At 64.2% G+C, this 26,089-nt stretch carries 26 protein-coding genes and 1 other RNA gene; 9 read left to right on the forward strand and 18 right to left on the reverse strand.

Features of this window, described 5'->3' with window-relative positions; all coding sequences use genetic code 11:
- Nucleotides 1–21: 21 nt before the first annotated feature.
- The 7 genes from BB934_RS08780 to BB934_RS08810 all read right to left on the reverse strand — a co-directional run bounded on the left by BB934_RS08780 (nt 22) and on the right by BB934_RS08810 (nt 8,062).
- Nucleotides 22–1,713 (reverse strand): peptide ABC transporter substrate-binding protein, encoded by a 1,692-nt coding sequence (locus BB934_RS08780; RefSeq protein WP_099509289.1) that lies wholly within the window; start codon nt 1,711–1,713, stop codon nt 22–24.
- 35 nt (nt 1,714–1,748) lie between these two features.
- On the reverse strand, nt 1,749–2,699 hold the full coding sequence (locus tag BB934_RS08785; protein ID WP_099509290.1) for an ABC transporter permease: 951 nt from the start codon (nt 2,697–2,699) through the stop codon (nt 1,749–1,751).
- Complete coding sequence (locus BB934_RS08790) at nt 2,696–3,649, reverse strand: ABC transporter permease (protein WP_099509291.1); 954 nt, start codon at nt 3,647–3,649, stop codon at nt 2,696–2,698. The genes BB934_RS08785 and BB934_RS08790 overlap by 4 nt, the downstream gene beginning before the upstream one ends.
- A gap of 4 nt (nt 3,650–3,653) precedes the next feature.
- Complete coding sequence (locus tag BB934_RS08795; RefSeq protein WP_099509292.1) at nt 3,654–4,598, reverse strand: ABC transporter ATP-binding protein; 945 nt, start codon at nt 4,596–4,598, stop codon at nt 3,654–3,656.
- The gene (locus BB934_RS08800; RefSeq protein WP_099509293.1) at nt 4,595–5,605 is read right to left on the reverse strand and encodes an ABC transporter ATP-binding protein; all 1,011 of its coding nucleotides are present in this window, start codon (nt 5,603–5,605) and stop codon (nt 4,595–4,597) included. Before BB934_RS08800 ends, BB934_RS08795 begins: the two co-directional genes overlap by 4 nt.
- Nucleotides 5,606–5,716: 111 nt before the next feature.
- Complete coding sequence (locus BB934_RS08805; protein WP_237050223.1) at nt 5,717–7,342, reverse strand: CapA family protein; 1,626 nt, start codon at nt 7,340–7,342, stop codon at nt 5,717–5,719.
- Between the two features lie 93 nt (nt 7,343–7,435).
- Nucleotides 7,436–8,062: a GntR family transcriptional regulator gene (locus BB934_RS08810; RefSeq protein WP_162299150.1), complete on the reverse strand. Its 627-nt coding sequence runs from the start codon at nt 8,060–8,062 to the stop codon at nt 7,436–7,438.
- Nucleotides 8,063–8,278: 216 nt separating this feature from the next.
- Between BB934_RS08810 and BB934_RS08815 the strand changes: the two genes are divergently transcribed.
- From BB934_RS08815 to BB934_RS50205, 3 genes are all read left to right on the forward strand, one after another.
- On the forward strand, nt 8,279–9,007 hold the full coding sequence (locus BB934_RS08815) for a CapA family protein (protein ID WP_099509296.1): 729 nt from the start codon (nt 8,279–8,281) through the stop codon (nt 9,005–9,007).
- Between the two features lie 30 nt (nt 9,008–9,037).
- Entirely contained in the window at nt 9,038–10,717 is a 1,680-nt protein-coding gene (locus BB934_RS08820; protein ID WP_099509297.1) for a thiamine pyrophosphate-binding protein, read from the forward strand.
- A 93-nt stretch (nt 10,718–10,810) separates the two neighbouring features.
- Entirely contained in the window at nt 10,811–10,945 is a 135-nt protein-coding gene (locus BB934_RS50205; protein WP_257792370.1) for a hypothetical protein, read from the forward strand.
- Here BB934_RS50205 and ybgC read toward each other — a convergent pair.
- The 11 genes from ybgC to BB934_RS08875 form a co-directional block, all read right to left on the reverse strand.
- On the reverse strand, nt 10,942–11,379 hold the full coding sequence (ybgC, locus tag BB934_RS08825) for a tol-pal system-associated acyl-CoA thioesterase (protein ID WP_173909507.1): 438 nt from the start codon (nt 11,377–11,379) through the stop codon (nt 10,942–10,944). The genes BB934_RS50205 and ybgC overlap by 4 nt on opposite strands.
- A gap of 19 nt (nt 11,380–11,398) precedes the next feature.
- On the reverse strand, nt 11,399–12,445 hold the full coding sequence (ruvB, locus tag BB934_RS08830; protein WP_099509298.1) for a Holliday junction branch migration DNA helicase RuvB: 1,047 nt from the start codon (nt 12,443–12,445) through the stop codon (nt 11,399–11,401).
- A 208-nt stretch (nt 12,446–12,653) separates the two neighbouring features.
- Nucleotides 12,654–13,271 (reverse strand): Holliday junction branch migration protein RuvA, encoded by a 618-nt coding sequence (gene ruvA / locus BB934_RS08835; RefSeq protein ID WP_099509299.1) that lies wholly within the window; start codon nt 13,269–13,271, stop codon nt 12,654–12,656.
- A gap of 253 nt (nt 13,272–13,524) precedes the next feature.
- Nucleotides 13,525–14,028 carry a crossover junction endodeoxyribonuclease RuvC gene (gene ruvC, locus BB934_RS08840; protein WP_099509300.1) on the reverse strand — a complete coding sequence of 168 codons (504 nt, stop codon included), beginning with the start codon at nt 14,026–14,028 and terminating at the stop codon, nt 13,525–13,527.
- Nucleotides 14,029–14,775 carry a YebC/PmpR family DNA-binding transcriptional regulator gene (locus tag BB934_RS08845; protein WP_099509301.1) on the reverse strand — a complete coding sequence of 249 codons (747 nt, stop codon included), beginning with the start codon at nt 14,773–14,775 and terminating at the stop codon, nt 14,029–14,031. It abuts the gene before it with no gap.
- Nucleotides 14,776–14,918: 143 nt separating this feature from the next.
- On the reverse strand, nt 14,919–15,611 hold the full coding sequence (locus tag BB934_RS08850) for an exopolysaccharide biosynthesis protein (protein ID WP_157934101.1): 693 nt from the start codon (nt 15,609–15,611) through the stop codon (nt 14,919–14,921).
- 195 nt (nt 15,612–15,806) lie between these two features.
- Nucleotides 15,807–16,628: a TIGR00282 family metallophosphoesterase gene (locus BB934_RS08855; RefSeq protein WP_099509303.1), complete on the reverse strand. Its 822-nt coding sequence runs from the start codon at nt 16,626–16,628 to the stop codon at nt 15,807–15,809.
- Between the two features lie 9 nt (nt 16,629–16,637).
- Nucleotides 16,638–17,225 carry a 5-formyltetrahydrofolate cyclo-ligase gene (locus BB934_RS08860; RefSeq protein WP_099512705.1) on the reverse strand — a complete coding sequence of 196 codons (588 nt, stop codon included), beginning with the start codon at nt 17,223–17,225 and terminating at the stop codon, nt 16,638–16,640.
- 6 nt (nt 17,226–17,231) lie between these two features.
- A non-coding RNA gene (ssrS, locus tag BB934_RS08865) (6S RNA) lies at nt 17,232–17,388 on the reverse strand.
- A gap of 205 nt (nt 17,389–17,593) precedes the next feature.
- The gene (locus tag BB934_RS08870; RefSeq protein ID WP_099509304.1) at nt 17,594–17,962 is read right to left on the reverse strand and encodes a cell division protein ZapA; all 369 of its coding nucleotides are present in this window, start codon (nt 17,960–17,962) and stop codon (nt 17,594–17,596) included.
- Between the two features lie 2 nt (nt 17,963–17,964).
- Nucleotides 17,965–18,261, reverse strand: coding sequence for a DUF4164 domain-containing protein (locus BB934_RS08875; protein ID WP_099509305.1), 297 nt, complete (start codon nt 18,259–18,261; stop codon nt 17,965–17,967).
- Between the two features lie 497 nt (nt 18,262–18,758).
- Between BB934_RS08875 and tkt the strand changes: the two genes are divergently transcribed.
- The 6 genes from tkt to BB934_RS08905 all read left to right on the forward strand — a co-directional run bounded on the left by tkt (nt 18,759) and on the right by BB934_RS08905 (nt 25,999).
- The gene (tkt, locus tag BB934_RS08880; protein WP_237050305.1) at nt 18,759–20,693 is read left to right on the forward strand and encodes a transketolase; all 1,935 of its coding nucleotides are present in this window, start codon (nt 18,759–18,761) and stop codon (nt 20,691–20,693) included.
- Between the two features lie 44 nt (nt 20,694–20,737).
- Nucleotides 20,738–21,745: a type I glyceraldehyde-3-phosphate dehydrogenase gene (gene gap / locus BB934_RS08885; RefSeq protein ID WP_099509307.1), complete on the forward strand. Its 1,008-nt coding sequence runs from the start codon at nt 20,738–20,740 to the stop codon at nt 21,743–21,745.
- Nucleotides 21,746–21,758: 13 nt separating this feature from the next.
- The gene (locus BB934_RS08890; protein ID WP_099509308.1) at nt 21,759–22,949 is read left to right on the forward strand and encodes a phosphoglycerate kinase; all 1,191 of its coding nucleotides are present in this window, start codon (nt 21,759–21,761) and stop codon (nt 22,947–22,949) included.
- Nucleotides 22,950–23,067: 118 nt separating this feature from the next.
- Complete coding sequence (gene fba / locus BB934_RS08895) at nt 23,068–24,156, forward strand: class II fructose-bisphosphate aldolase (RefSeq protein ID WP_099509309.1); 1,089 nt, start codon at nt 23,068–23,070, stop codon at nt 24,154–24,156.
- 293 nt (nt 24,157–24,449) lie between these two features.
- On the forward strand, nt 24,450–25,100 hold the full coding sequence (locus BB934_RS08900) for a thiamine phosphate synthase (protein WP_099509310.1): 651 nt from the start codon (nt 24,450–24,452) through the stop codon (nt 25,098–25,100).
- Nucleotides 25,100–25,999 carry a tetratricopeptide repeat protein gene (locus tag BB934_RS08905; protein ID WP_099509311.1) on the forward strand — a complete coding sequence of 300 codons (900 nt, stop codon included), beginning with the start codon at nt 25,100–25,102 and terminating at the stop codon, nt 25,997–25,999. The genes BB934_RS08900 and BB934_RS08905 overlap by 1 nt, the downstream gene beginning before the upstream one ends.
- The last annotated feature ends 90 nt before the right edge of the window (nt 26,000–26,089 follow it).

A 26,089-nucleotide genomic window follows, 5' to 3' on the forward strand; every position in this document is an offset into this window, starting at 1 on the left:
TCCTCAGACGAGCGTAGCGCCCTATTTGCGTTCCCACTCTTCCGACCAGATCTGCAGCGGATCGAGAGTGCCTTGCCGGAAGTTCACCAGATCAGGCACGGCAACATAGGCCCGCGGGTAGAAGTAAAGCGGGAGCATCGGCAGGTCTTCCGCAAAGATCTGCTGCACCGTTCCCCATGCCTTCTTGGCGGCATTGGGATCGAGTGACATTTCCAGCTCGCCGAGCGCCTTGTCCATGTCAGGGCTTGCATATGCAGAGAAATTGTTGCCGACGCCGTTGTTTTCCGCCTTCGGGATGGCGTCGGAACCAAGCGCAATGCGGGGAGAGACGGAAGGCGAGAAATCGATCGACGACATCATCAGCGCCTTGAACTTCCTCTTGCGCGCCATTTCGCCATTGAATTCCTGCAGCGGCACGAAGTTGTTCTTGATCTCGACGCAGACCTCTTTCATCTGGCTCTGGATGACTTGGGCGATCTGCTCCCGAGTCTGGTTGCCCGCAGTCGACACCAGCTCAAGCGAGAGGCGATCACCCTGCCCATTGACGCAGATCCCGTCGCGGCCCGGCTTCCAGCCTGCCTTCGCAAGCAGATCCTTTGCCTTTGCCGCATCGTACTTATAGATCATCATGTCCTTGTTGTAGAACGCATTCTGATCGCTAAGAATGCCATGCGCCACCGGCTGCAGGCCGCCGAACAGTTCGTCGCTGATCGCCTTCCGGTCGATGGCGTAGAGAAGTGCCTGACGCACCGACTTATCCTTTAGAATCGGATTGTCGAAGTTGACCGCGATGCGCTCCAGATTGGTTCCGTAAGCGAGGTGATATGTGAATTTCTTCGGCTGCTGCGCTCGCAGATCGAGCATCTGCGAAAAGCTGATGCCTCCGGGGCTGACGGGTACCGCATCGACGGCACCGGCAAGAAGGTTCTGAAGCAATGCCGAGGAGTTATCGCGGTAGCTTAGAACGATGCGCTGCAGGTGCGGCTTGGTTCCCTGCCATTTCGGGTTGGGAGTGAACACGATGCGCGTGCCGATCTGATAGTCGCTGAGAAGATAAGAGCCGTTCCAAAGACCTGGATTGGTCGGCTGCGTGTTGTAGAGCGACTGCTTCACATATGTGTCGAGCGTCGGATTGGCTGCATAGACCGGCCCTTCCAGATGCGCCGGCAGAACTTGATCCCAGGAATTGTAGCTGGAAAGAACCTGAGGAAGCGTCAGAATGACGGTCCTGTCGTCGACGATCTCCAGTTCCGAGGCGCGGTCCCACGCATTGTAGTTGGAAAATCCGATCTTCGGATCGCGTCCCATCTTCCAGGTAAATTCGATGTCCTTCGACGTAACCGGCACACCGTCGCCCCAGGCGAGCCCCTTCTTCAGGGCCAGCGTCACCTTCATGCCTTTCTTGCCATCAGGCATGTCGACGATTTTCGCAAGACCGTTCTCGATTGTCGGAAGCGTCTCGCAAAGGATGCACTGGTTCTCGACATTCTCGTTGAAAGCCGTCATCGGCCTCAGCGAATAGTTGACGACCAGGCGCTTGGTGTTGTTGACCTGAACCAACGGATGGAAGTTCGTCAGGAATTGAAGCTGGCCCACGACGAGCTGGCTCTTGTTGGATTGTGCCGTCGCCACGGACGATCCGGCAGCCGCAATGACGGCGCCGGCCAGGATGACTTTGGCGAACGATATTGGAACTGACTTTACAGACTTCATTTCTTCCTCCCTAGGCTTTTGTTTACCGCGCTTTGTCAATGCGAACCTGAACCTGTCTCCGCGCGCGGGTCGAAGGCAGATCTCACCCCGTCGCCGACGAAATTCACCGCCATGACCGTGCTGAAGATGAGAAGGCCCGGGTAGACGGCGAGCATCGGCGCCGAGATGATCAGCTGCTGTGCGTTGGTCAGCATGTTGCCCCATGTCGGCGTCGGCGGAACGATGCCGAAGCCGAGAAAGCTCAGGGTCGACTCGAACAGGATGATGCGGCCGACGGAGAGCGTCATGGCAACGATCAGTGGCGTTGCGATGTTCGGCAGGATGTGAACGAGGATGTTGTAGCGTCCCCTGGCGCCGCTCACGGTCGCAGCCCGCACATAATCGACATTGCGGACCGTTATGGTGCCCGCGCGTGCAATCCTGGCAATCGTGGTCCAGTCCACGAGCGCAATGATGATCACGATCCTCAGGAAGACCACCGTCGGCGAAGCGGCAGAATCCTGGCTCAGACCAATCTTCGTGAGGTCCACGGCGCCAAGGACGATCAGAACCGGGATCAGAGGCAGAGCGATAATGCAATCCGTCATCCGCATGAGGATGTTGTCGAACCGCCCCCCGACGTAGCCGGCAATCACACCGACCGCGATCCCGATGACAGCCGTGATGAAGGTTGCCAGAAGGCCGACGGCAATCGACACCTGCCCGCCATAGAGCAGTCGCAGGAGGACATCCCGGCCGAGATCGTCGGTGCCGAGCCAATGCTGAGCGGATGGCGGCCGGAACCGCCGCAGCAGGCTGGTCGCGTTGGCATCGAGGCCCATCAGGTATTCGATCGGTCCAGCCATCGCACAGGCAGAAGCCAGAAGTAGAACGAAGACCAGCGATACCATCGCCAGCTTGTTGTGGCGAAACCTCTCCCAGCGCTTTCTCCAGACCGAGTTCTCACGGGAGAGTGTCGAGACGTCTGACAAGGTCGCGGTGCTCATTTCAGGACAATCCTCGGATCGAGCCAGGCATAGGCAAGGTCGGCCAGAAGGCTCGACAGCAGAGTGACGATGGTCGCCAGCAGGAGGCCGACAAGCGCTAGGTTGAAATCGATGTTGCTGACGGCGTCATAGATGATCTTGCCCATGCCCAGCATGCCGAAGATCGTTTCGACAACCAAGGCACCTGAAAACAGGGACCCGAACCCCAGCGCCAGCACGGTCACCATCGGGATAAGAGCATTGCGCAGCGCATGGCGGATGATGACTGCACTTTCAGACAGACCCTTCGCGCGTGCGGTTCGGACGAAATCGGAATTCAGCGTCTCGATCATCGACGCGCGGACGTAGCGCACCAGCGGGCCGACATGAAAGAATGTCAGGACCGTTACCGGCAGGATCATATGGACGATCTGCTCGCTCAACGAAGCATCTCCCATCAGCGGTGTGCCGCTGGCGGGGAGCCATCCCAGTTTTACCGAGAACACGATGATGAGGATGAGGGACGTCCAGAAGCCGGGAAGGGAAATGCTCGCGAAGGCGAAGAGGCTGATCAGGCTGTCCGTCCAGCCGCCGGGCCTGCGCGCCGCAAGGGCGCCGAGCAGCATCGCTAGCGGAATGCTAATGATCTCGGTCGCCACGAGGAGCTTCGCCGTCTGGACGATCGCAGGCCCCAGAACCTCGAGGACGGGGCGAAAGTAGACGCTGGAATAGCCGAGATCGCCATGCAGCGCCGAGTAGAGCCAGTGTCCGTAGCGGACGTAGACGGGCTGATCGAGCCCATAGAGAGCGCGCATCTGCGCCATCGTCTCCGGCGTGAGCGATGGGTTGCCTTCGAGCATGTTCTCCACCGGATCGCCGGGCATCAGCCCGATCAGCATGAAGAGCAGCAGCGACATCACGAGAATGACGAGCACGGCTTGGAGAAGGCGCGATATCGTGTATCTCAACATCGGCTCAGTCCTTGAAATGGCAGGCGGACAATTGCGTGGGGCGACCCGGAGCCGGCAGGAGCTCCGGCCTCGTCTCACGGCAGATGGCTTGTGCGCGCGGGCACCGTGTGTGAAAGACGCAGCCGGAGGGAGGAGCAAGCGGCGAGGGCATCTCGCCTCTCAGGATCTGCTCCTTCTTTCGACGCCCTTTGCCGATGCGGGGAACGGCGGCGAGCAGAGCCTGCGTGTAGGGATGACTCGGGGTACCGAAGAGATCGTCGCGCGATGCGACTTCCATCAGCCGCCCAAGATAAAGCACGGCGACCCGGTCTGCTAAGTGCCGGACGACACCAAGATCATGGCTGATGAAAAGATAGCTGATCCCGTGCTGCTGCTTGATGTCGTCCAGCAGGTTGAGCACCTGACTCTGGATCGAAACGTCGAGGGCAGACAAGGGCTCGTCGGCGACGATCATTTCCGGTTCCGCGATCAACGCCCGCGCGATTGCGATGCGCTGGCGCTGACCGCCTGAGAATTGATGGGGATAGCGACCGGCCGCCTCCGGAGGGAGCCCCACCTGGCCGAGGACCTCGATCGCCCTCGCCAATCGCGCTTTCGACGCGACGCCCTTCAGCCGCAGAGGTTCTGCGACGATCTCGCCAACGACCATGCGCGGATCCAGTGCGGAGAAGGGATCCTGAAAGATCACCTGCACCGGAGGACGCCCGTCTGCATTCGCTCGGTTGCCGCCGAATGTGACCGTTCCGGCCGTCTGCTTGCGCAGGCCCGCCACGACATAGCCCAGTGTGGTCTTTCCGCTTCCGCTCTCTCCCACGAGCGCCAGCGTCTCGCCCTTCGAGACCGTGAGCGAGACGTCGTTGACGGCCTGCAGCACGGTCTTTGGTTTGAGGAAGCCACCCTCCAGAGGGATGTCGACATGGATACGATCGAGCGTCAGAAGTTCGGTCATGATCCAACCTTGTGACAGGCTACGTGATGACCCGGCGCGACCTCCACGAAATCCGGCTCCGTCCGGCGGCATCCCTCGTCCGCCCGCGGGCAGCGGGCGGCGAAACGGCAGCCGACTGTGATGCCGGACGTTACGCGGCCGGGAATGACGTACAGGCGCTTCACCTGCCTGTCGGGATCCGGCAGAGTCGCGATCAGGCCCTGCGTGTAGGGATGCAGCGGATTGGCGAACAGGTCGTCGGAGGGTGCGTATTCGACAGCCTTGCCGGCATACATGACCATGATCGAATGGGCGACTTCCGACACGACCGCGAGATTGTGGCTGATGAATTGTATCGACATCTTCGCCTCGTCCTGAAGCGTCAGCATCAGGTCGAGGATCTGCGCCTGGATCGTAACGTCCAAGGCGGTGGTGGGCTCGTCCGCAATCAGAAGCTGGGGCCGGCAGGCGAGCGCCATGGCGATCATAGCGCGCTGGCGCATGCCGCCGGACAGCTGATGCGGGTAATCCTGAGCCCGCCGGGCCGGCGATGGAATTCCGACCGATGCGAGAAGGTCGACGGCACGCTTATCCGCCACTCGCCGGGAAAGCTTCTCGTGCTTGGTAAGAACCTCCCCTATCTGGCGGCCCACCTGCATGACCGGATTCATGGCGGTCATCGGTTCCTGGAAGATCATCGCGATATCGCGTCCTCTCAGCTGCTGCCACTGGCGCTGGGAGAAGGAAGCCAGATTGCTTCCATTAAACCCGATCGTGCCCCCGACCTTCCCGCCTGCAATCAGCCCGAGCAGCGCAAGAGAGGTCATCGTCTTGCCGCAACCGCTTTCCCCGACGATGCCGAGCGTCTCTCCGCGGGCGATGGAATAGCTCAGTCCCCTGACAACCTGGACAGGTCCTGCTGCACCGGGAAACGTGACGGTGAGATCGCTGACATCCAGCAACGGCGACGAACTTGTGGCATTCGCGACGGTGCGCGCATCGGCAACCAATTGGTCAGCGTGCTGCATGCGTCACCTCCCTTTTCTACGATGCCCTTGGCGCAGAACCGCGTCAGTTCATCTGTTTTGCTTGTGCGGCCTGCGGCGGATCCTCTCTGCCGCAGGCCGCAGCTTCAAGTCTCAAAGCTCGACGATTCCCACGCCGTTTCGGATCTCGATATAGGTTCCGAACGGCTCCGACAGGCGACGGTACCGATCGAGAATGCGCACGGCATCCTCACCCTTTGCCATCATCGGGCGTCCCTCGGTGAGGTGATGCTCGCCCTTGCCCGTCCGGCGCGTCTGGTTGGCCTGACCGGAGGAGTCGCGCCCCATTTCCACCGGATGGAGGAGGATGCGCTTCACTTTCTGGTCGTCCATCTCCAGCTGAATGATGGCCGAGCTCCACCATGTGTCCGACGGCGTATCGAGTCCCGGATGGAGTGGATGGGCAGCCGGCGTGAGCATCGGCAGGCGGTCCACGTCGTGCCCCCAGGCGTCGTAGCTATCGTAGGGCACGCGCTGGATGAATTCAGACTGGGCGAAGAAGTTTCCGAGACCGTAGAAGATTGGCTTGCCGTTGTAGATCTCGATGCCGAGCGTGCGATGCCAACCGTGCCCAACATAGATATCCGCGCCGCCGTCGATGGCAGCACGAGCGAATTGCTGGACGAATTTCGGAGGCGTGTCGCCGCGCGGACCGTCCGAGACGCTGAAGTGATGTGCGACGATGACGAGATCCGCCATCGAACGCGCCTCGTCGATGGAGCGCAAGTTGCGATCGAGATCCCTCTGATGGCAGCGGCTGATGATCTCGCAGCGATCGCCGACGAAGAAGGAGTCGGGATCGCCCCATTGCTGAGCGCCGGGGATTTGAATACCGAAGGAGCCTTCCCTGCCATGCTTCGGCGCTTTCGCGATGTTGAGCTTCTGCGCGAAATCCTTGAGGTTTCGAGCTGTCTGCTCATCGATCATGAATTCGAAGTTCAGGCGAAGAGGGTTGACGCCGGGCCGGCCGCGCAGCGCGCCTTTCGGATGACTGGCCCACATGAAGTGCTGGTTTCCCGAGCTGGTGGAGACGAGCGCAACGCGGCCATTCTTTTTCTCCACATAGCCAGGCTCACTCGCCAGCTCAAGATCGGCGCCGGTGCCCGCCGTGACGATGCCTGCGGCCTTCATGTGCTTTTTTGTGGCCAGAAGCCCCTCGGCGCCGAAGTCGAAGCTGTGGTTGTGAGCCGTCGACATGATGTCAAAGCCGGCCCACCTCAGGTCCTTGGCAATCTCGGGATCCGCCATCATGAAGCTGCCGATGCCCTGACCACGCGCCGGCCATTTGAGCTCATCGTAATCGGCAAAATTCATCTCGAGGTGGCCGTACGTGATATCGGCATCCTTCAGCAGTTCGCCGACTTTGAGAAAGTCGGGTTCGTCGTGCATGGCGAACGGACGGTTCAGCATGCATTCGCCCGCCAGCGTCACTTTCCAATTGCGCGATGTCGTCATAAATCCTCCCTGGCCCAGCGCGTTGCCCGCTACTGCGCGCCGCAATGCCTTGCCGCATTCGCCTAAGATGTCTTGAGTTCGAAACTCGTCCCAACGAGACCCATCGATCTGGCTCCCGTACATTTCAAAGGTAACATGCAAGGGGGGTATTACTAGGTTTGCAATTTGCCTTTCAGATATATCAATTTGATATAATGACCTCGGCCTGCTGGCGTCACTCCGCGGTGAGACCGGTCCGTCACCGCCAAGCGCCGTGGCGGGCATAAGGATCCTGGCCTCCCCTCGCCCAGGGCGAAAGCAGCAAGCCGATCCACAGCGGACGGGCACCACATTTTCTATGAGACGGCGGAGCAGCCGTCAGGCGATCGCCGACTTTTCCCGAAGCTTTGCCTCATGCGCAGCAACGACATGCGCCCGTGCGGCCGCCCTCGCCCCATCGGCATCGCCGCGCTCGATGGCCTCGACGATCCGGCAATGTTCGTCATGGGCCGCCCTAGCCCGCGTCGGGCTATGCAGATTGGTCGATGAAATGAGCATCATCCCGTCGCGCAGCACATTCAGCGAGGTCACCAGATAGCGGTTCTGCGCGGCGCCCTGGATCGTCTGATGCAAGGCATAGTTCAGTCGGCCCAGATCGGACGGGCTGTCCAGAAGCTCCGCCTCTTCATCCACGATCAGCCGCATCAGCCTCAGTTCGGCCGTCGATGCGTTGCGGGCTGCCAGCCAAGCGGCGGTTCCTTCCAGTTCCTGCCGCATGAAATACAGCTCGTTGATCATCTGCGAATCCAGCTCCGCGACCCGCAGCCCTTTCTGGGGCGACGCACTCAGCAGGCCCTCAACCTCGAGCCGCCGCAAAGCCTCGCGCACCGGCGTGCGGCTGACATTCAGCTGCGTCGCCACATCCCGCTCGCGCAGGCGGGCGCCAGGGATGAAATGTCCGGAGCGAATGGCTTCGCGGATCTGGGAATAAACCCAGTCCGGCAAGGACTTATCGGGATCGCGAGAGCGAATGGCTTTTAGTGGCTCAGCTTCCATGGTGTCCCTGACCTGGACTGCAGGCCGGTCGTTCCAACTCTGAAATGGTCGTAGCACATGCGCCTCCAGGGTGAAAAGGTGTTGACAGATCTCTTTGGTTCACATTGGTATACCAAATAAAACCAATATAGACCATCTCGATTTGCCTTGAGGGAGGAGCTCCAGATGAAGATCGTGCTGGCCGGTGAATGCATGATGGCCCGGCCATGGTCGCGGTACGGCCATCCGGGCTTCGCCGGAGTAATGGACCGGATGCGCGCGGGAGACGTGACCTACGCCCATCTCGAGACCGTCATCGGCTCTACCGCGGAACTGGAAGGCCCGAAAAGCGCCAACTGGACAGGCAGCTACCTGATTGCGCCGCCGTCCGTTGCCGACGAGCTGGCATGGGCAGGCGTCGATCTGGTCTCCGCTGCGAGCAACCATTCATTCGATTTCGGCACGTTGGGCATCCGCTCCACCCGTGCGCATTGCGAAGCAGCCGGCATGGCCTGCGCCGGCATCGGCACCGATCTCGAAGAGGCACGCGCTCCCGTTTACGCCGAGGCGCCCGATGGGCGCGTGGCATTGGTCGCACTGAGCACGGGAAACAAGGCCTACGAGGTGGCCGGACAGCGTAAAGGCGGCATCGCCGCGCGGGCAGGCATCTTCGCCTTGTGGCTATTGGCCATTCTGGCTGGATTGGCCACGTTGGGCCTGTTCGTGACGAATGCGATTTTTGTCGTAGCCTATATGAGATTGGAGGCCCGTGAGCGCTGGTCGCTTGTGCTTGCAATGTCGGCATGCACGACCGCCTTCCTCTATCTCGTGTTCGAGCGCCTGCTGCATATCCCCTGGCCTCAGACCCTGCTTGGCAGCTTGGCGCCCGCACTTCAGGTCATCCCTGGCGTCTGACTTGTGAACCAACCATGCGGAGACTTTCGAATGTCGGATAGCACGTCTCAGCAAAATCGCGGCTTGCGGCTCTACGATCTGCTCGCTTCGGCATTCCTGCAGGAAAAGGTCGATACCTGCTTTGCACTGCTGGGCGATGCCAACATGTACTGGGCTTCGCGATTGGCCGAACGCGGCTGCCGCATGGTGCATGTTCGGCATGAGCATTGTGCCGTGGCCGCTGCCATGGCCTGGGCGCGGGTGACCGGGCGGGTCGGCGTGGCCAGCGTCACCTGTGGCCCGGGCCTGACCCAGACGATGACGGCGCTGCCTGCCGCCGTGCTGGCTCGTATCCCACTGGTGGTGTTCGCGGGAGAGCCGCCGCTGAAAGCCGCGTGGTATAACCAGATGATCGAGCAGGCTCCGTTCGTCCAGGCTACCGGTGCCGCCTATCAGCGCCTTCATGCGCCTGAGCGCATGGCGGAGGCCGTGCGCGATGCCTTCATCCAGGCCGTGGAGGAACGTCGCCCGGTGGTTTTGGGCGTGCCGATGGACCTTCAGGACCGCCCGCTGGCGGAGGAGCCTCTCCTGCCCCCGCCTGCATGGAAGGTGCTGGCCCGTCGCTCGCCCATCCAACCACATCCCGACGATCTCGCCGAAGCGTCGAGAAGACTTGCAGCGGCGCGGCGGGTGGTCATCCTTGGCGGTCTGGGCGCGACGGCTCCGGCAGCGGTAGAAGCTGCTCGGGAATTGGCAGCTCGATGCGACGGTCTGCTGGCTACGACGCTGCCCGCGCGAGGCCTTTACCACGACGATCCCTTCGATGCCGGGATTGCCGGAGGCCTCGCCTCCCCGGTTGCAACGGAGGTGTTGAAGGAGGCGGATCTCGTAGTCGCGGCAGGGACGTCGCTGGCCTACCACACCTCCATGGGCGGCAAATTCTGGCCCAACGCGCAGGTTCTGCAGATCGACACCGACCCGGCGACACTCAGCCAAGGCCGGGTGGCAGCCGACATCCATATGCGGGGGGATGCGACGCTGGCGCTTCAGGCCCTCGCCGCAGCCGTTCCCGAACGCGCCGCCGACTGGCGCAGTGAGGCGCTGGCAGCGCGGCTGCGCGAGACGCCGGTATTTCCGGCGGCCGAACCGAGCAGCGCTGACGGCGTTCACGATCCTCGTGCGGCAGTGCTGGCTCTGGATCGGGCAATCCCTAAGGACTGGCATCTGGTGAACACGTCGGGCCACGTATCGTCCTTCACGGCCCAGATGCGCGGTCGGCCACACGACCGCTTCCTGACCATCCGCGAGTTCGGCGCGATCGGCAATGGCACCTCATTCGCTATGGGAGTGGCAGCCGCTCGTCCTGGGCAGCCGGTGGTGCTGCTGGATGGGGACGGCAGCCTGATGATGCATGTGCAGGAGCTGGAAACGATGCAGCGCTGCGGACTGCGGGTGCTGGTCGTAGTCTTGAATGACGGTGCTTACGGGTCGGAGATCCATAAATTGCGAGCAAGAGGCGTAACCGACAGCGGTGCCGTTTTCGGCCGCCCTGACCTAGTGGCAGTGGCACAAGGTTTCGGGCTGATGGCCGGACGGCTCGACGATCTGATCCAACTGCCAGCTTTCGTGGAGCGTTTCGCGACAGGCGACGGTCCCGCGCTGCTGGATGTTCCGATCAACGACCGTGTCATGGCCACCCAGATGGCCAGTCGCGCTGGAGCGTCACACTAGAGATCATCGGAGTGACTCGAGCCCGGCTATTCAGCGCAGACGTGCATCGGTCGGCTCTTCACCCGATTCCGGATGTCCGTGGTAGTTTGGCTGATGGGACTCGAGTTTCAGAAGGCCGGTAAAGCTCCGTTGCAGGGCAATCGAGGAGCCGCTCTGTCGTCTCGGTTCAAGCGCCGCCGCTTTCCGGTCGAGCGCACGCCCGTGCTCGACAAGGCATCGTGGTCCTAAGGTGCAGCCGCCGTCAGCGCCGCGCGCAGCTCGTCCGGAATCCGCACGGCCCGCCCGCCCCTGACAGCGGCGACCATGACATCGGCAGCGACCAGCACCTCGTCGCCGCGCCGGACCTCCTGGGCGAGCGTCATCGATGCGCCGCGCATCTCCTTCGGCCGGGTGACGATGGCGAGCACGTCGTCCATGACGGCTCCGCCGCGGAAGTCGATCATCATCTTGCGGACCACGAAGGCGAGGCCGTCCATCTCCGCGTGAAGGTCCGACTGCGCCACCTCGACCGCCCGCAGCAGCTCCGTGCGACCGCGCTCCATGAAGCGCAGATAGCTGGCGTGATAGACGCGGGCCGAAAAATCCGTGTCCTCGTAATAGACGCGGATGGGCAGGACATGAGCGCCGTCCTGCATGAAGCCGGAAAGATGAGAGCCGATCATCCCGCCCTGATCGCGCCTCTCACTCATCCCCATCCCCGTTGAACAGCCCGAACTGCGCCGCGCTCTCGCGGGTGGGTTCCTGGATGCCGAGATGCCGGAAGGCATGGGGGGTGAGGACCCGTCCGCGCGGAGTGCGCTGCACGAAGCCCTTCTGGATGAGATAGGGCTCGATGATATCCTCGATGGCATCGCGCGGCTCGGAGAGGGCCGCGGCGATGGTCTCGATGCCGACCGGACCGCCGCCGAAGGAACCGGCGATCATGGTCAGGTACTTGCGGTCCATCAGGTCGAGGCCGATGGGGTCGACGTCGAGGAGGCGCAGCGACCGGTCGGCGAGATCGCGGGAGACGGTCTGGACGCCCTCCACGATGGCGAAGTCGCGCACCCGGCGCAGCAGGCGCCCGGCGATGCGCGGGGTGCCGCGGGAGCGGCGGGCGATCTCGTTGGCGCCCTCCTCGCTCATGCCGAGGCCGAGCACCCGTGCGCCGCGGCGTACGATCAGCTCGAGCTCGTCGACAGTATAGAACTCGAGCCGGATCGGGATGCCGAAGCGGTCACGCAAGGGCGTGGTGAGCAGGCCTGCGCGGGTGGTGGCGCCGACAAGCGTGAATTTCGGCAGCTCGATCTTCACCGAGCGGGCCGCCGGGCCCTCGCCGATGATGAGGTCGAGCTGATAATCCTCCATGGCCGGATAGAGAATTTCCTCCACCGCCGGGTTGAGACGGTGGATCTCGTCGATGAAGAGCACATCGCGCTCTTCGAGGTTGGTGAGCTGCGCCGCCAGATCGCCGGCTTTCGCGATCACCGGGCCGGAGGTCGAGCGGAAATTGACCCCGAGCTCGCGGGCGACGATCTGAGCGAGCGTGGTCTTGCCCAGCCCCGGCGGCCCGACGAAGAGCACGTGGTCGAGGGCGTCGCCCCGGGACTTCGCTGCATCGATGAAGACCTGGAGATTGGCGCGCGCGGCCTTCTGGCCCGTGAAATCGTCGAGCGACAGCGGCCGGATCGACGCTTCGGCATCGTCCTCGCGCTTCTCGGGACTGATCAGGCGGCGGGAATCGGTCAAAGAGGCTTACCTTCCAGGGGCTTCATATAAGCGATGAGGCTCTAATACGCCATTCTTAACAAGATCAAAACAGGAACGCACCCACGCGGTGGACCATGAACTCCTCTTGTCATTCCCGGCGAGCGAAGCGAGGGAAGGGAATCCAGAGCGACAGCGTGTGTCCGTGAATCCCCTCCCCGGCCCTGCGGCCGCCGGGGATGACAGAGGGTTATCTCGCAAGCTCCCTCAAACCCAGCCGGATCAGCGTCTTCGCCTCGGCCTCCTCGCCGGCCTGCTTGATCGCGGCGGCAACAGCTGCCGAGGCCTGGACCTGGGGGTAGCCGAGATTGACCAGGGCCGAGATGGCGTCAGTCACGGGCGCCGGCGCGCTCCTGTCCTCGACCGCGCCGGTGAGGCGGATGAGGGCCGGGTCGACGGAGGCGAAGGCGGGCGCCTTGTCCTTGAGTTCCGACACGATGCGCTGAGCGAGCTTAGGGCCAACGCCGGGACCGCGGGCGACGGAGGCCTTATCGCTGGTAGCGATGGCGGTCGCGAGGTTGCCGGGATCGAGCACGGAGAGGATGCCGAGCGCCACCTTGGAGCCCACGCCCTGGACCGACTGGAGCAGCCGGAACCACTCGCGCTCCGAATCCGACCGGAAGCCGAACAGGCGGATCATGTCCTCGCGCACATGGGTCTCGATGGACAAAACCGCCGCCTCGCCGGTGGGCGGCAGGTTCTGGAGGGTGCGGGAGGAGCAATGGACCACGTAGCCGACCCCGTGCACGTCGAGGATCACGAAATCCTCGCCGTAGGAATCGACCACGCCTTTGAGTTTGCCGATCACGTTCTTTGTCGCTCCTGCTTCCCTCCCCCTTGCGGGGAGGGATTGAGGGTGGGGGTCGTAAAGTCGGGATGCTGCGCCTCATCATGGAAGCATGAGGTCAATACAGCGCCGTTCTTACCTGACCGCTCACCCAGTCGAACCACCCCCACCCCTACCCCTCCCCGCAAGGGGGAGGGAAGAGGCGCCCGATTGGTCTCGCGATCCCGGATCGGCTCACGCCGTCTGGGATGACGCTTTGCTCTTCTGTAACAAATTAATAGCTCGCCGCCAAAGCGCGGGCCTTGCGGTGGTGAGCGTGGGCGATGGCGATGGCGAGGGCGTCGGCCGCGTCGGCTTTCTTGAAGTCAGCCTTGGGCAGCAGGATCTTCACCATGGCCTGCACCTGATCCTTGTCGGCATGTCCCACGCCGACCACGGTCTTCTTGACCTGGTTGGCGCCGTATTCCGCCACCGGCAGCCCATGGAGCGCAGGCACCAGCAGGGACATGGCGCGGGCCTGGCCGAGCTTGAGGGTCGCCTGGGCGTCCTTGTTGACGAAGGTTTCCTCGACCGACACCTCGTCGGGCGTCCAGGTCCGGATCACCTCCGTCAGCCGGTCGTGAAGCTGCTTGAGGCGCAAGGCCAGTGCGAGGTCCCCGTCCGAGGTCACGACCCCGCAGGCGACGAAGGACAGCTTCGTCCCCTCGACGGTGATGACGCCCCAGCCCGTGTTGCGCAGGCCGGGATCGAGGCCGAGGATGCGGACGCGTTCGCTCACTCAGCCTGCCATCTTCTGCATGAGGGCATCGGAAAGCTCGAAATTGCCGTAGACGCTCTGGACGTCGTCGTGCTCCTCGAGGGACTCCATGAGCTTCATGAGCTTCTCGCCGGTCTCGTCGTCGACGGCGACGGGGGTCTGGGGCTTCCACACGAGCTTGGAGGCCTTAGGCTCGCCGAACTTGTCCTCGAGCGCCTTGGTCACCTCGTTGAGATTGCCCTGGTCGCAATAGATCTCGTGGCCGTTTTCGGAGGAGACGACGTCGTCCGCGCCGGCATCGATGGCGGCCTCCAGCATGGCGTCGGCATCGGCGACTTCCGGTCCGAACTCGACGTAGCCGACCCGGTCGAACATGAAGGAGACGGCGCCGGTCTCGGCGAGGTTGCCGCCGCTCTTGGTGAAGTAGGAGCGGATGTCGGAGGCCGTGCGGTTGCGGTTGTCGGTCATCGCCTCGACGATGATGGCCGCGCCTCCGGGCCCGTAGCCCTCGTAGCGGATCTCGTCGTAATTCTCCGCATCGCCGCCGGTCGCCTTGTTGATGGCGCGCTGGATGTTGTCCTTGGGCATGTTCTCGGCGCGGGCGGCGAGGATCGCGGCGCGCAGGCGCGGGTTCATGTTGGGATCGGGCATGCCCATCTTGGCCGCGACGGTGATTTCGCGGGCGAGCTTGGAGAACACCTTGGAGCGCACCGCGTCCACCTTGCCCTTGCGGTGCATGATATTCTTGAACTGTGAATGCCCGGCCATCGGGGCCTCCGGAATATTCGGCCGAGGGCGGCTTGTGGTTCAAGCGCCCGTCAGGCCGGAGAAGTTGACGATGGCAGGCTTATAGGACGGCGGAGGGCTTCAGGCAAAGCCCCCCGCATCCGATCCGGAAAATACCGATGCCCTTAGAACCCAAGCCAGGACGGCAGGTTGTGGATGGTCGCCAGGATCAGGTGGTAGGAGGCGCCGAGCACCGTGGCCGTGTAGGCAAGGCCGGCAAGGCCGATGAGATAGCCGACGATCAGCAGATAGCCGTCCTCCTCCATCACGGCGATGGAGGCGATGACCAGCGCGATGGACGGCGGGAAGTTGGTGCCCGGGAACGGGATCAGCACCGACACGGCGACCAGGAAGGCAAAGAACCCGACCACCCGGTCCCCGAACGGGCCGAAGAGCTGGAGCAGCCGCGGCTTGCAATAGCTCTCGAGCTTCTGGAGCTTAGGCTCGGCGATGTCGATGAGCCGCTTGAACTTCGCGATCGAGACGGTGCGCCGCAGAATGAAGCCCGGCAGCCAGGGCCGGGTGTGGCCCAGCATCATCTGGATGCCGAAGATCAGGACCGGCGTGCCGACGATGCCGGCGATTCCGGGCGGGGCCGGCACGCAATTGGGCAGGGAAAACAGGATCAGCACGAAGCCGAAGGCGCGCTCGCCGAAGGCCTCGATGATCTCCCGAATCGAGATCGTCTCACCCTTGGCCTCGTCGATCACGGCGCGCAGCACCGCGGAAGCGCTCTGGTGCGCATGCGCCCGGTGGAACTCGCTCTCCGCGCGATAGATGCTCTTCCTCGCGCCCTTCGACTCTGTATCCACGTCCACCGGCTTCCTCCGTGACGGGAGAGATGGGAACGGCAACGCTCCGCGCCAAGGGAGCGTCCGCTGTCGAGCATTTCCCTTCCATACATCCCACACGTCATCACCGGCCTCGTGCCGGTGATCCCGATTAAGAAAAGCGCGGCGCTTCACCGGATCGGGATGGCCGGGACAAGCCCGGCCATGACGTGAGAAATGGCCTCAGTCCCAGAAGCGGGGCCAGGTCTCTTCCAGGTTCGGCCCGAGGCGGAGAGCCGCCACGCGCTTGGCCAATCCCGTGCGGTCGTCGGTCTCCACCGCGATGCCGGAAAGCGTGCCCTCGCCGAGGGCCGGCTCCATGCGCGGGCCGGGAGTTTTCTGAAGGAAGCGGCGGATCGATTCCTCCTTCTGCATGCCGAGCACGGAATCGTAGTCGCCGCACATGCCCGCGTCGGTCATGTAGGCCGTGCCGCCGGGCAGGACCCGGTGATCGGCGGTCGGCACATGGGTGTGGGTGCCGACGATCAGGCTCGCCCGCCCGTCGAAGTAATGGCCCATGGCCTCCTTCTCGCTCGTCGCCTCGGCATGGACGTCGACGATCACCGCATCGGCCACCTGGCCCATGGGACAGGTCTCGAGCTCCCGGTCGACAGCGGCAAAGGGATCGTCGAGCGGGTCCATGTAGAGGCGGCCCATGACGTTGACCACGAGAACCCGGTGGCCCGAGCGCGTGTCGACGAGGTTTGCGCCGCGCCCGGGCGTTCCAGGCGGATAGTTCACCGGGCGCAGCAGCCGCGGCTGGCGTTCGATGAAGACGAGGGTCTCGCGCAGGTCCCAGGAATGGTTGCCGAGCGTGATGGCATCGGCGCCGGCGGCCAGGATCTCGTCGCAGATCGCCTCGTTGATGCCGAAGCCGCCGGCGGAGTTCTCGCCGTTGATGACGACGCAGTCGAGCTGCCAGCGGTCGCGAAGGCCGGGCAGGCGCTCGATCACCGCGTTGCGGCCGGGCCGCCCGACGATGTCGCCGAGGAAAAGAAGACGCATGATAAGTCCCTATGCGGATTTCGTCCGAATGAGCTCGGCTTCCGTGACGATGATGTCGAGGAGCCGGTCATGGGGCTCGATCGGAACCTCGTCGATCTCCTGAACCGCATAAGCGAGCCCGACCGTCAAGACCGGATGCTGCGTTTCCAGACCCGCGATGGCCCGGTCGAAATGACCCTTGCCGTAGCCGATGCGCCCTCCCCTGCGGTCGAAGGCGACGAGGGGAACGATCAGCGCCTTGGGGAAAACTTCCGGCGCATCCGGGCCGGGCTCGCGCACGCCGAAGCCGCCCTTGATCAGCACGTCGCCGGGCTGCCAGAGGCGCCAGCTCAAGTGGGGATGGAGGATCTGGGAGAGGGAGACATCCTGCCCTCGCTCAAGAAGCGCTTCCATGAGCGGGCGCGGATCGACCTCGCTGCGGATCGGCCAATAGGCGCCGACGGGGGTGATGCCGTTCAGGTCTTGAAGGTCGAGAGCACGCTCGAGAATTCGGCCGGCGGCCTCGTCGCGGAAGCCTTCGTCGAGCGCATCGCGGCGCGCGAGCATCCCGTTGCGCAGGCGCTCTTTCAATGCTGCGGGAGGGGGAGAAGAGGTCATGAAAGGTGCGGAGCCACAGAAACCGTCGGAGAAGCGATCCCGGGAACCTACAAAGTAGGTGGGCGCCGTATGTCCCGGTCCAGGGACCGGGTCAGGGACAGCTCCCTTCAGGATCGATAAGGCCCCGGGGAATATGAACTCCTAACGCGCCCCGCAGCCCCGCCCAATCTATGTAGGGATCGGGACGCCTGGGGGGAAGGGGAAAGTTCGGGCGAGAGCCAGTCTTTTTCGGAGGGCTGATGAGGCAAGAGCCTGTCATCCCGGGGCTGCACAGCAGAACCCGGGATCGTCGAACAAGAATAGTGCCTTATCCTGCTCACGATCCCGGATCGCCTGACGGCGTCCGGGATGACGGCAAGGCATGATAGCTATCCCTGCCCCGCCGCGTTGAGGCTGCGCGCGAGGCCCTCGATTCGTTCCGCTGCCATCTGGATGCCCTCGGCAAGCCGCATCTCGATCCGCTCGAGGCGTTCGTCCCTGGCGGCGTTGACGCTGTTGAGTGCCGCCACCTCCGCTTCGAGCGCGGCGATCCGTTGCTTGGCCTCGTCCAGCTCGTCGGCCTGTGCGATCGCCGCCATCACGTGGAGGCGCAGGTCGCCGATTTCGCCGAAGGTGCCCCGCATTTCCTCGACCCTGGCATCGTAGGCGGCCGCCAAGCCTTCGAGATGGGCCTCCTCGCCCTCCGCGCAGGCGATCCGGTAGGTGTGGCCGGCAATGGTCACGGTGACCTGGGGCATCCTCAGCCCTCCTCGGTCACGAGCTGGCCGGCCTGGGCAAGCACGGTTTCGACGGCGCCGATGGCCTGCCGGACCCGCCGGGACACATCGTCGGTGGCGGCCTCGAAGCGGTGCAGGCGGGTCAGGGCCCCATCGAGCTCGACGGCGAGGCGGGCGCGGTCGTCCTGCATCAGCTGGAGCTCGGTCTCCAGGCCGCCGCGTCGCGTATCGGCATCCAGGCGCCGCGAGATCGAGGCTTCGAGAAGCCCCAAGGCCACTTCCAGCCGCTTCATCGCCTCGTCGAGTGTGGGTGCCGCCATCGTGCCTCCTGGAATCGGGAACGACACTAACGCATCGTGCGGAAAAGTGGACCCGGTTTTCGGTCGGGCCGTGCCGGGGCAAGGATACCCCCAAGCGGAGCCCAGGCAACGGCCCTGCGAGTCTGGCTCATCAATGAATCAGCACGCCGTGAAGCCCTCCTCCCCCTTGTGGGGAGGAGTTGGAGGTGGGGGTGTGAGCGATAGCCTATCAGGCTCCGGCGCCAACACCCCCACCCTTAATCCCTCCCCACAAGGGGGAGGGAGAAGGCGCCTGTGTTTGTAGCGAACCAGCAGTCATTATGAGTCCCCTCTTCAGGGAATTCAGCCGCCGGGTGCCTTTGACTCGCCCCGGTCGCGTGTTAAGGAGCCCACGCCTTTTTCCGGACAGACCGCCCCGTTGCGGGGCCCTCAAGACTGTGGATCTCGCCGTGCAAGATACCGTCCCCGCCGATCGCGTCACCCATTCCGATCTGGCGAACGCCGTGCGCGTCCTCGCCATGGACGCCGTCGAACAAGCCAAATCCGGCCATCCGGGCCTGCCCATGGGCGCCGCGGACGTGGCGACGGTGCTGTTCACCAAGTTCCTGAAATACGACGCCACGGACCCGACCTGGCCCGACCGCGACCGGTTCATCCTGTCGGCCGGCCACGGCTCGATGCTGCTCTACTCGCTCCTGCACCTGACGGGCGTGAAGGGCGTGACCATCGACGAGCTGAAAAACTTCCGCAAGCTCGATTCCAAGACCCCGGGGCATCCTGAGAACTTCATGACCCCCGGCGTCGAGACCACCACGGGCCCGCTGGGCCAGGGCATCGCCACCGCCGTGGGCTTCGCGCTCGCCGAGCGCATGCTCAACGCCGAATACGGCGACGATCTCGTCGATCATCACACCTATGTGCTCGCCTCCGACGGCGACCTGATGGAAGGCCTCAGCCACGAGGCGATCGCGCTCGCCGGCCACCTGAAGCTCAATCGCATGATCGTCCTGTGGGACGACAACGGCATCTCCATCGACGGTCCTCTTTCGCTGTCCGACTCGGTCGATCAGGTGAAGCGCTTCCAGGCCTGCGGCTGGAACGCATTGCGCGTCGACGGCCACGATCCGAAGGCGATCCAGCGCGCCATCGCCCGCGCCCAGAAGTCCGACAAGCCGACGCTGATCGCGTGCAAGACCACCATCGGCTTCGGCGCCCCGAAGAAGGCAGGCACCTCGAAGGCTCACGGCGAGCCGCTCGGCGCCGAGGAGCTGGCCGGCGCCAAGGCCGCGTTCGGCTGGAACCACGCGCCCTTCGAGATCCCGGACACCATCCGCGACGCCTGGGCCAAGGCCGGCAAGAAGGGCCGCCGCCAGCGCAAGGCCTGGGCCGAGCGCCTGAAGGCCCTGCCCGCCGACAAGCGCGCCGAGTTCGAGCGCCGCGTGAAGGGCGTGCGTCCGCAGGGGCTCGCCGATGCGGTCGCCAAGCTGAAGGACAAACTCGTCGCCGAGCCGCAGAATGTCGCGACCCGCAAGGCCAGCGAGATCGCCCTCGACGTCATCACCGAGGCGGTGCCGGAGCTGGTGCTCGGCTCGGCGGACCTGACGCCGTCGAACAACACCAAGACCAAGAACCTGACCGCCATCTCGCCCGGCCATTATGCCGGCCGCTACATCCATTACGGCATCCGCGAGCACGGCATGGCGGCAGCCATGAACGGCATCGCGCTGCATGGCGGCTACGTGCCGGCCGGCGCGACCTTCCTGGTCTTCACCGACTACGCCCGCCCCGCCATGCGCATCGCGGCGCTTGCCGGCATCCCGGTCGTCTACGTGATGACCCATGACTCGATCGGGCTGGGCGAGGACGGCCCGACCCATCAGCCGGTGGAGCATCTGGCGGCGCTTCGCGCCATGCCGAAGATGCGCCTGTTCCGCCCGGCGGACGCGATCGAGACTGCCGAATGCTGGCAGCTCGCGCTCGAGCGCACCGACGGCCCGTCGACGCTCGCCCTCACCCGCCAGAACCTGCCGCAGGTGCGTAAGGAGGGTGGCGCGAACAATCTCTCGGCCACGGGCGCCTACGAGCTGTCGCCGGCATCGGGCAAGGCCCGCGCCACGATCTTCGCTTCGGGCTCCGAGGTTGAGATCGCGCTCGCCGCCCAGAAGCTCCTGGAGGACCAGAGCTTCGCGGTTCGTGTCGTGTCGGTGCCTTCCCTCGACCTGTTCCTGGCTCAGCCGGAAAAGGTTCGCGCCCGGATCATCGGCGATGCGCCGATCAAGGTTGCGGTCGAGGCGGCCGTGCGCTTCGGCTGGGATTCGGTCATCGGCCCGGACGGAATTTTCGTCGGCATGCATGGGTTTGGGGCGAGCGCGCCCTACAAGGACCTTTACAAGCACTTCGGCATCACCCCCGAAGCCGTGGCCGAAAAGGTTCTCCGGACACACAATCTCTGAGGCACGAGAAACCTTAGGCCTCGTTACACAAGGGAGCTAAGACTATGACGGTGAAGGTCGCGATCAACGGATTCGGTCGCATCGGACGCAACATCCTCCGCGGCATCGTGGAGAGCGGCCGCAAGGACATCGAGGTGGTTGCCATCAACGATCTCGGACCGGTCGAGACGAACGCTCACCTGCTCCGCTTCGATTCCGTGCACGGCCGCTTCCCGGCCGACGTCGCGGTCGACGGCGAGTTCCTGGTCATCAACGGCAAGAAGATCCGCGTCACGGCGATCAAGGATCCGGCGACCCTGCCGCATCGCGAGCTCGGCGTCGACATCGCCATGGAATGCACCGGCATCTTCACCTCGAAGGAGAAGGCTTCGGCGCATCTGACCGCCGGCGCCAAGCGCGTCATCGTCTCGGCCCCGGCCGACGGCGCCGATCTCACGGTCGTCTACGGCGTCAACGACGACAAGCTGACGAAGGACCACGTGGTCATCTCGAACGCCTCCTGCACCACGAACTGCCTCGCCCCGGTGGCGAAGGTGCTTCACGATGCGGTCGGCATCGAGAAAGGCTTCATGACGACGATCCATTCGTACACCAACGACCAGCCGACGCTCGATCAGATGCACAAGGACCTCTACCGCGCCCGCGCGGCGGCCCTGAACATGATCCCGACCTCGACCGGCGCCGCCAAGGCGGTGGGCCTCGTCCTGCCCGACCTCAACGGCAAGCTCGACGGCTCCTCGATCCGCGTGCCGACCCCGAACGTCTCCGTGGTCGACTTCAAGTTCGTCGCCAAGAAGAACACCTCAAAGGAAGAGATCAACGCGGCGATCAAGGCTGCCGCCGACGGCCCGCTCAAGGGCATTCTCGGCTACACCGACCAGCCGAACGTCTCGTCCGACTTCAACCACGATCCGCATTCCTCGGTCTTCCACCTCGACCAGACCAAGGTGATGGAAGGCAACTTCGTGCGCGTGCTGTCCTGGTACGACAACGAATGGGGCTTCTCGAACCGCATGGCGGATACCGCCGTCGCCATGGCGAAGCTCATCTAAGGGAGGCCGCTTCATGACCGCCTTCCGCACGCTCGACCAGGCCGACGTCAAGGGAAAACGCGTTCTCGTCCGGGTGGATCTCAACGTCCCGATGGAGAACGGCAGGGTGACGGACGCGACGCGCATCGAGCGCGTCCTTCCCACCATTCGGGAGATTGCGGACAAGGGCGGAAAGGTGATCCTTCTCGCCCATTTCGGACGCCCGAAGGGACGCGACCTGAAGGAATCCCTGAAGCCTGTCGCGGAAGCGGTCGCAAAGCACCTCAACAAGCCCGTGGCCTTCGCCGATGACTGCATCGGCGAGGCCGCAGCCAAGGCCGTTAGCGCCCTGAAAGACGGCGACGTGCTTCTTCTCGAGAACACCCGCTTCCACCCGGGCGAGGAGAAGAACGACCCGGCCTTCGTCAAGGAACTGGCGACGCTAGGCGATCTCTATGTCAACGATGCCTTCTCGGCGGCGCACCGGGCGCATGCCTCGACGGAGGGCCTCGCCCGCGTGCTGCCCGCTTACGCCGGCCGCACCATGCAGGCCGAGCTCGACGCCCTGACGAAGGGCCTGGAGGCGCCCAAGCGCCCTCTCGTCGCCATCGTCGGCGGCGCCAAGGTCTCCAGCAAGATCGACCTGCTCGAAAACCTTGTCACCAAGGTCGATGCCCTCGTCATCGGCGGCGGCATGGCCAACACCTTCATCCACGCCACCGGCCTCGGTGTCGGCAAGTCCCTCGCCGAGAAGGATCTCGCGGCGACGGCGATGCGCATCATCGAAAAGGCGCGCGAATCCAACTGCGCCATCATCCTGCCCGTCGACGGCGTCTGCGCCTACGAGTTCAAGGCGGGCGCGCACAACCACACCTACGGGATCGATGCGATCCCCGAGGACCAGATGATCCTCGATGTCGGCTCGCAATCGGTCGAGCGCATCTCGTCTGCGATCAACGATGCGGCGACGCTGGTGTGGAACGGCCCGCTCGGTGCCTTCGAGATCCCGCCCTTCGACCAGGGCACGGTGGCCGCGGCCCGGCATGCGGCGCAACGCACCAAGGACGGCAAGCTCGTCTCGGTCGCCGGCGGCGGCGATACGGTGGCGGCGCTCAACCACGCTGGCGTTGCCGACAGCTTCACCTATGTATCCACCGCAGGCGGCGCTTTTCTCGAATGGCTCGAGGGCAAGCCCCTGCCCGGCGTGGACGCGCTGAGAGCCTAAAAGCTCTTCCGGGCAAGGGACTAACCCTTCCTCGTTCGGGAAGCGCGTCGGAAACATCGCTTAAGCTACGGTTCAGTTTCGGTGCGCTTAAAAGCCAGCGCCCAATAAGGAGGACGAAATGGCCCGCATCACCATGAGGCAGCTTCTGGATCACGCAGCCGAGCAAGGCTATGGCGTGCCTGCCTTCAACATCAACAACATGGAGCAGGCGCTCGCGATCATGGCAGCGGCGAGCGAGGTCGATGCGCCGGTGATCATCCAGGCGTCGCGCGGTGCGCGCTCCTATGCCAACGACGTCATGCTCAAGCACATGATGGACGCGGTCACCGAGATCTATCCGCATATCCCGGTCTGCGTGCATCTCGACCACGGCAACGAGCCCTCCACCTGCATGACCGCGATCCAGGCCGGCTTCACCTCGGTGATGATGGACGGCTCGCTCAAGGCCGATGGCAAGACCCCGGGCGATTGGGACTACAATGTCGGCGTCACCAAGAAGGTGGTCGAGATGGCCCATCTCGGCGGCATCTCGGTGGAAGGCGAGCTCGGCGTGCTCGGCTCGCTGGAGAGCGGTGAAGGCGAGGCCGAGGACGGCCATGGCGCCGAGGGCAAGCTCTCGCACGACCAGCTGCTGACGAATCCCGACGAGGCCGTGAAGTTCGTGGCCGAGACCAAGGTCGATGCGCTCGCCATCGCCATGGGCACCTCGCACGGCGCCTACAAGTTCACCCGCAAGCCCGACGGTGCGATCCTCGCGATGAACGTGATCGAGGAGATCCACAAGAAGCTCCCGAACACACATCTCGTGATGCACGGCTCGTCCTCGGTGCCGCAGGACCTGCAGGACATCATCAACCAGTACGGCGGCCAGATGAAGCCGACCTGGGGCGTGCCGGTGGAAGAGATCCAGCGCGGCATCAAGCACGGCGTGCGCAAGATCAACATCGACACCGACAACCGCATGGCGATGACCGGCCAGATCCGCAAGGTCCTGACCGAGAACCCGGGCGAGTTCGACCCGCGCAAGTACCTCAAGCCCGCCATGGAGGCGATGACGAAGCTCTGCAAACAGCGCCTGCAGGAGTTCAACACCGCCGGCCAGGCCTCGAAGATCAAGCGTGTCTTCACGCTCGCCGAGATGGCCAAGCGCTACGCCTCCGGCGAGCTCGACCCGACCTTCGCCGCAAGCCGTCAGGCGGCGGAGTAAAGAGGGCTTCCGGACTCCGCCTCTCTTCCCTCCCCCTTGCGGGGAGGGATTGAGGGTGGGGTCGGAAAGTCAAAGCGGGGTGCTTCATTCGAGAAGCATGAAGGTTGCTACAGCGTCTGAATTGGTTGATCGCTCACCCGGTCGCACCACCCCCACCCCTCCCCGCAAGGGGGAGGGAAAGATGCGGTCGGACTCAACATTCGCCTCAATCGTGATCGACAAGCGGGGCCTCGCAAGATGGCCCCGTTTTCGCTATGGGAACGCTGTCTTTCCTCATCTCGTGACCTGGACCCATGGCCGATACCGCCGCCCGCCTCTATCTCATCACCCCCGTCCTGGACGACGCCTCCTTCGCGCCACGGCTCGCCGAGGCCTGCGCGACCGGTGCTGTCGCGGCCGTCCTGCTGCGGCTGGCGCCGGCCGACGAGCGCGGTCTGACCAACCTGGTGAAGGCCCTCGCCCCCGCGGCGCAGGAGCATGGGGCGGCCGTGATCGTCGCCTCCGAGGCCAAGGCGGATCTCGCCAATGTGGCCGCAAGGGGCGGTGCCGACGGCGTCCACATCCCCGGCGATCCTGCCCGCCTGCGCGAATTGCGCGAGCGGCTGAAATCGGAGCGCGCCATCGGAGCCGGCGCGATCCGCAGCAAGGACGACGCCATGGGCCTCGGAGAGGCCGGGGCCGATTACCTGCTCTTCGGCGAGCCCCGTCCCGACGGGTCCCTGCCCTCCCTGGAGAGCGTGGTCGAGCGGGCGTCATGGTGGGCCGAGATCTTCGAGACACCCTGCGTCGCCTTCGCGCCAAGCCTGGACGCCGTCGCACCGCTCGCCGCGACGCAGGCCGAGTTCATCGGCTTAAGCGATGCGGTCTGGACCCATCCGGAGGGGCCGGCGGCGGCCGTGAAGGCAGCAGCCGAGATTCTGGAACGCCAGGAGGCTTCGCGCTGATGCGGTCGTCCTGGATCATCGGCGGCGTCCTTCTCGCGGTCTCCGCGACGTCGAGCCATGCGGCACAGCCCGATTTCGCCTACGGCGCCTACCAGCGCGGCCTCTATCTGACGGCGTTCCGCGAGGCGAACCTGCGACTGGAGAAGAACAACAACGATGCCGCCGCCATGACCCTTCTGGGCGAGCTATACAACCAGGGCCTGGGCGTCGCGATCGATCCGAAGAAGGCCTCCGAATGGTATCGCCTAGCAGCGCAGCGCGGCGATGCCAATGCGCTCGCCTCCCTCGGCCTCATGGCGCTCGACGGGCGCGGCATGGCGAAGAATCAGGCGCAGGGCCGCGCCTGGCTGGAAGAGGCCGCCGCCAAGGGCAGCCCCGTGGCCTCCCACAACCTCGGCCTGCTCCTGCTGACCAGCGGCAGCGACGCGGATCTGCAAAAGGCCGTCGATCTGTTGAAGAAGGCGGCGGAGGCGGAAATCCCGGACGCTCAGCATGCGCTCGGCGTGCTCTATCTCAAGGGACGGGGCGTCGCCTCGAATGCGCAGGAAGCCGCCCGCCTGTTCGAGCGCGCCGCGCGCAACGGCAGCTCGGTCGGCGAGGTGGAATATGCGATCCTGCTCTTCAACGGCGACGGAGTTCCGGCGAGCGAATCCCAGGCCGCGCGCTATTTCCGCCGCGCCGCCGCCAAGGGCAACGCCATCGCCCAGAACCGCCTCGCACGCCTTCTCGTCGCCGGCCGCGGCGTGCCCGCCAACAGGGTCGATGCCGCCGCCTGGCATATCCTCGCCGCCGCCCAGGGCCTCAGCGACCCGTGGCTCGACAATGCCTTCAAGGACCTGACCGCCGACGAGCGCACCCGCGCGGAGAAATTGGCCGCCGAACGCCTCGGCATGCGCTAAACGCGTAAAACCTGAAGCCTTTTGGATCAATTGCGCCTTGGCCCGGTTGATCCACCGCTTGACGCAAACCCTCCCGTGGTCCATCGACCA

The sequence above is a fragment of the Microvirga ossetica genome (genome assembly GCF_002741015.1).
Classification (GTDB): Bacteria; Pseudomonadota; Alphaproteobacteria; order Rhizobiales; family Beijerinckiaceae; genus Microvirga; species Microvirga ossetica.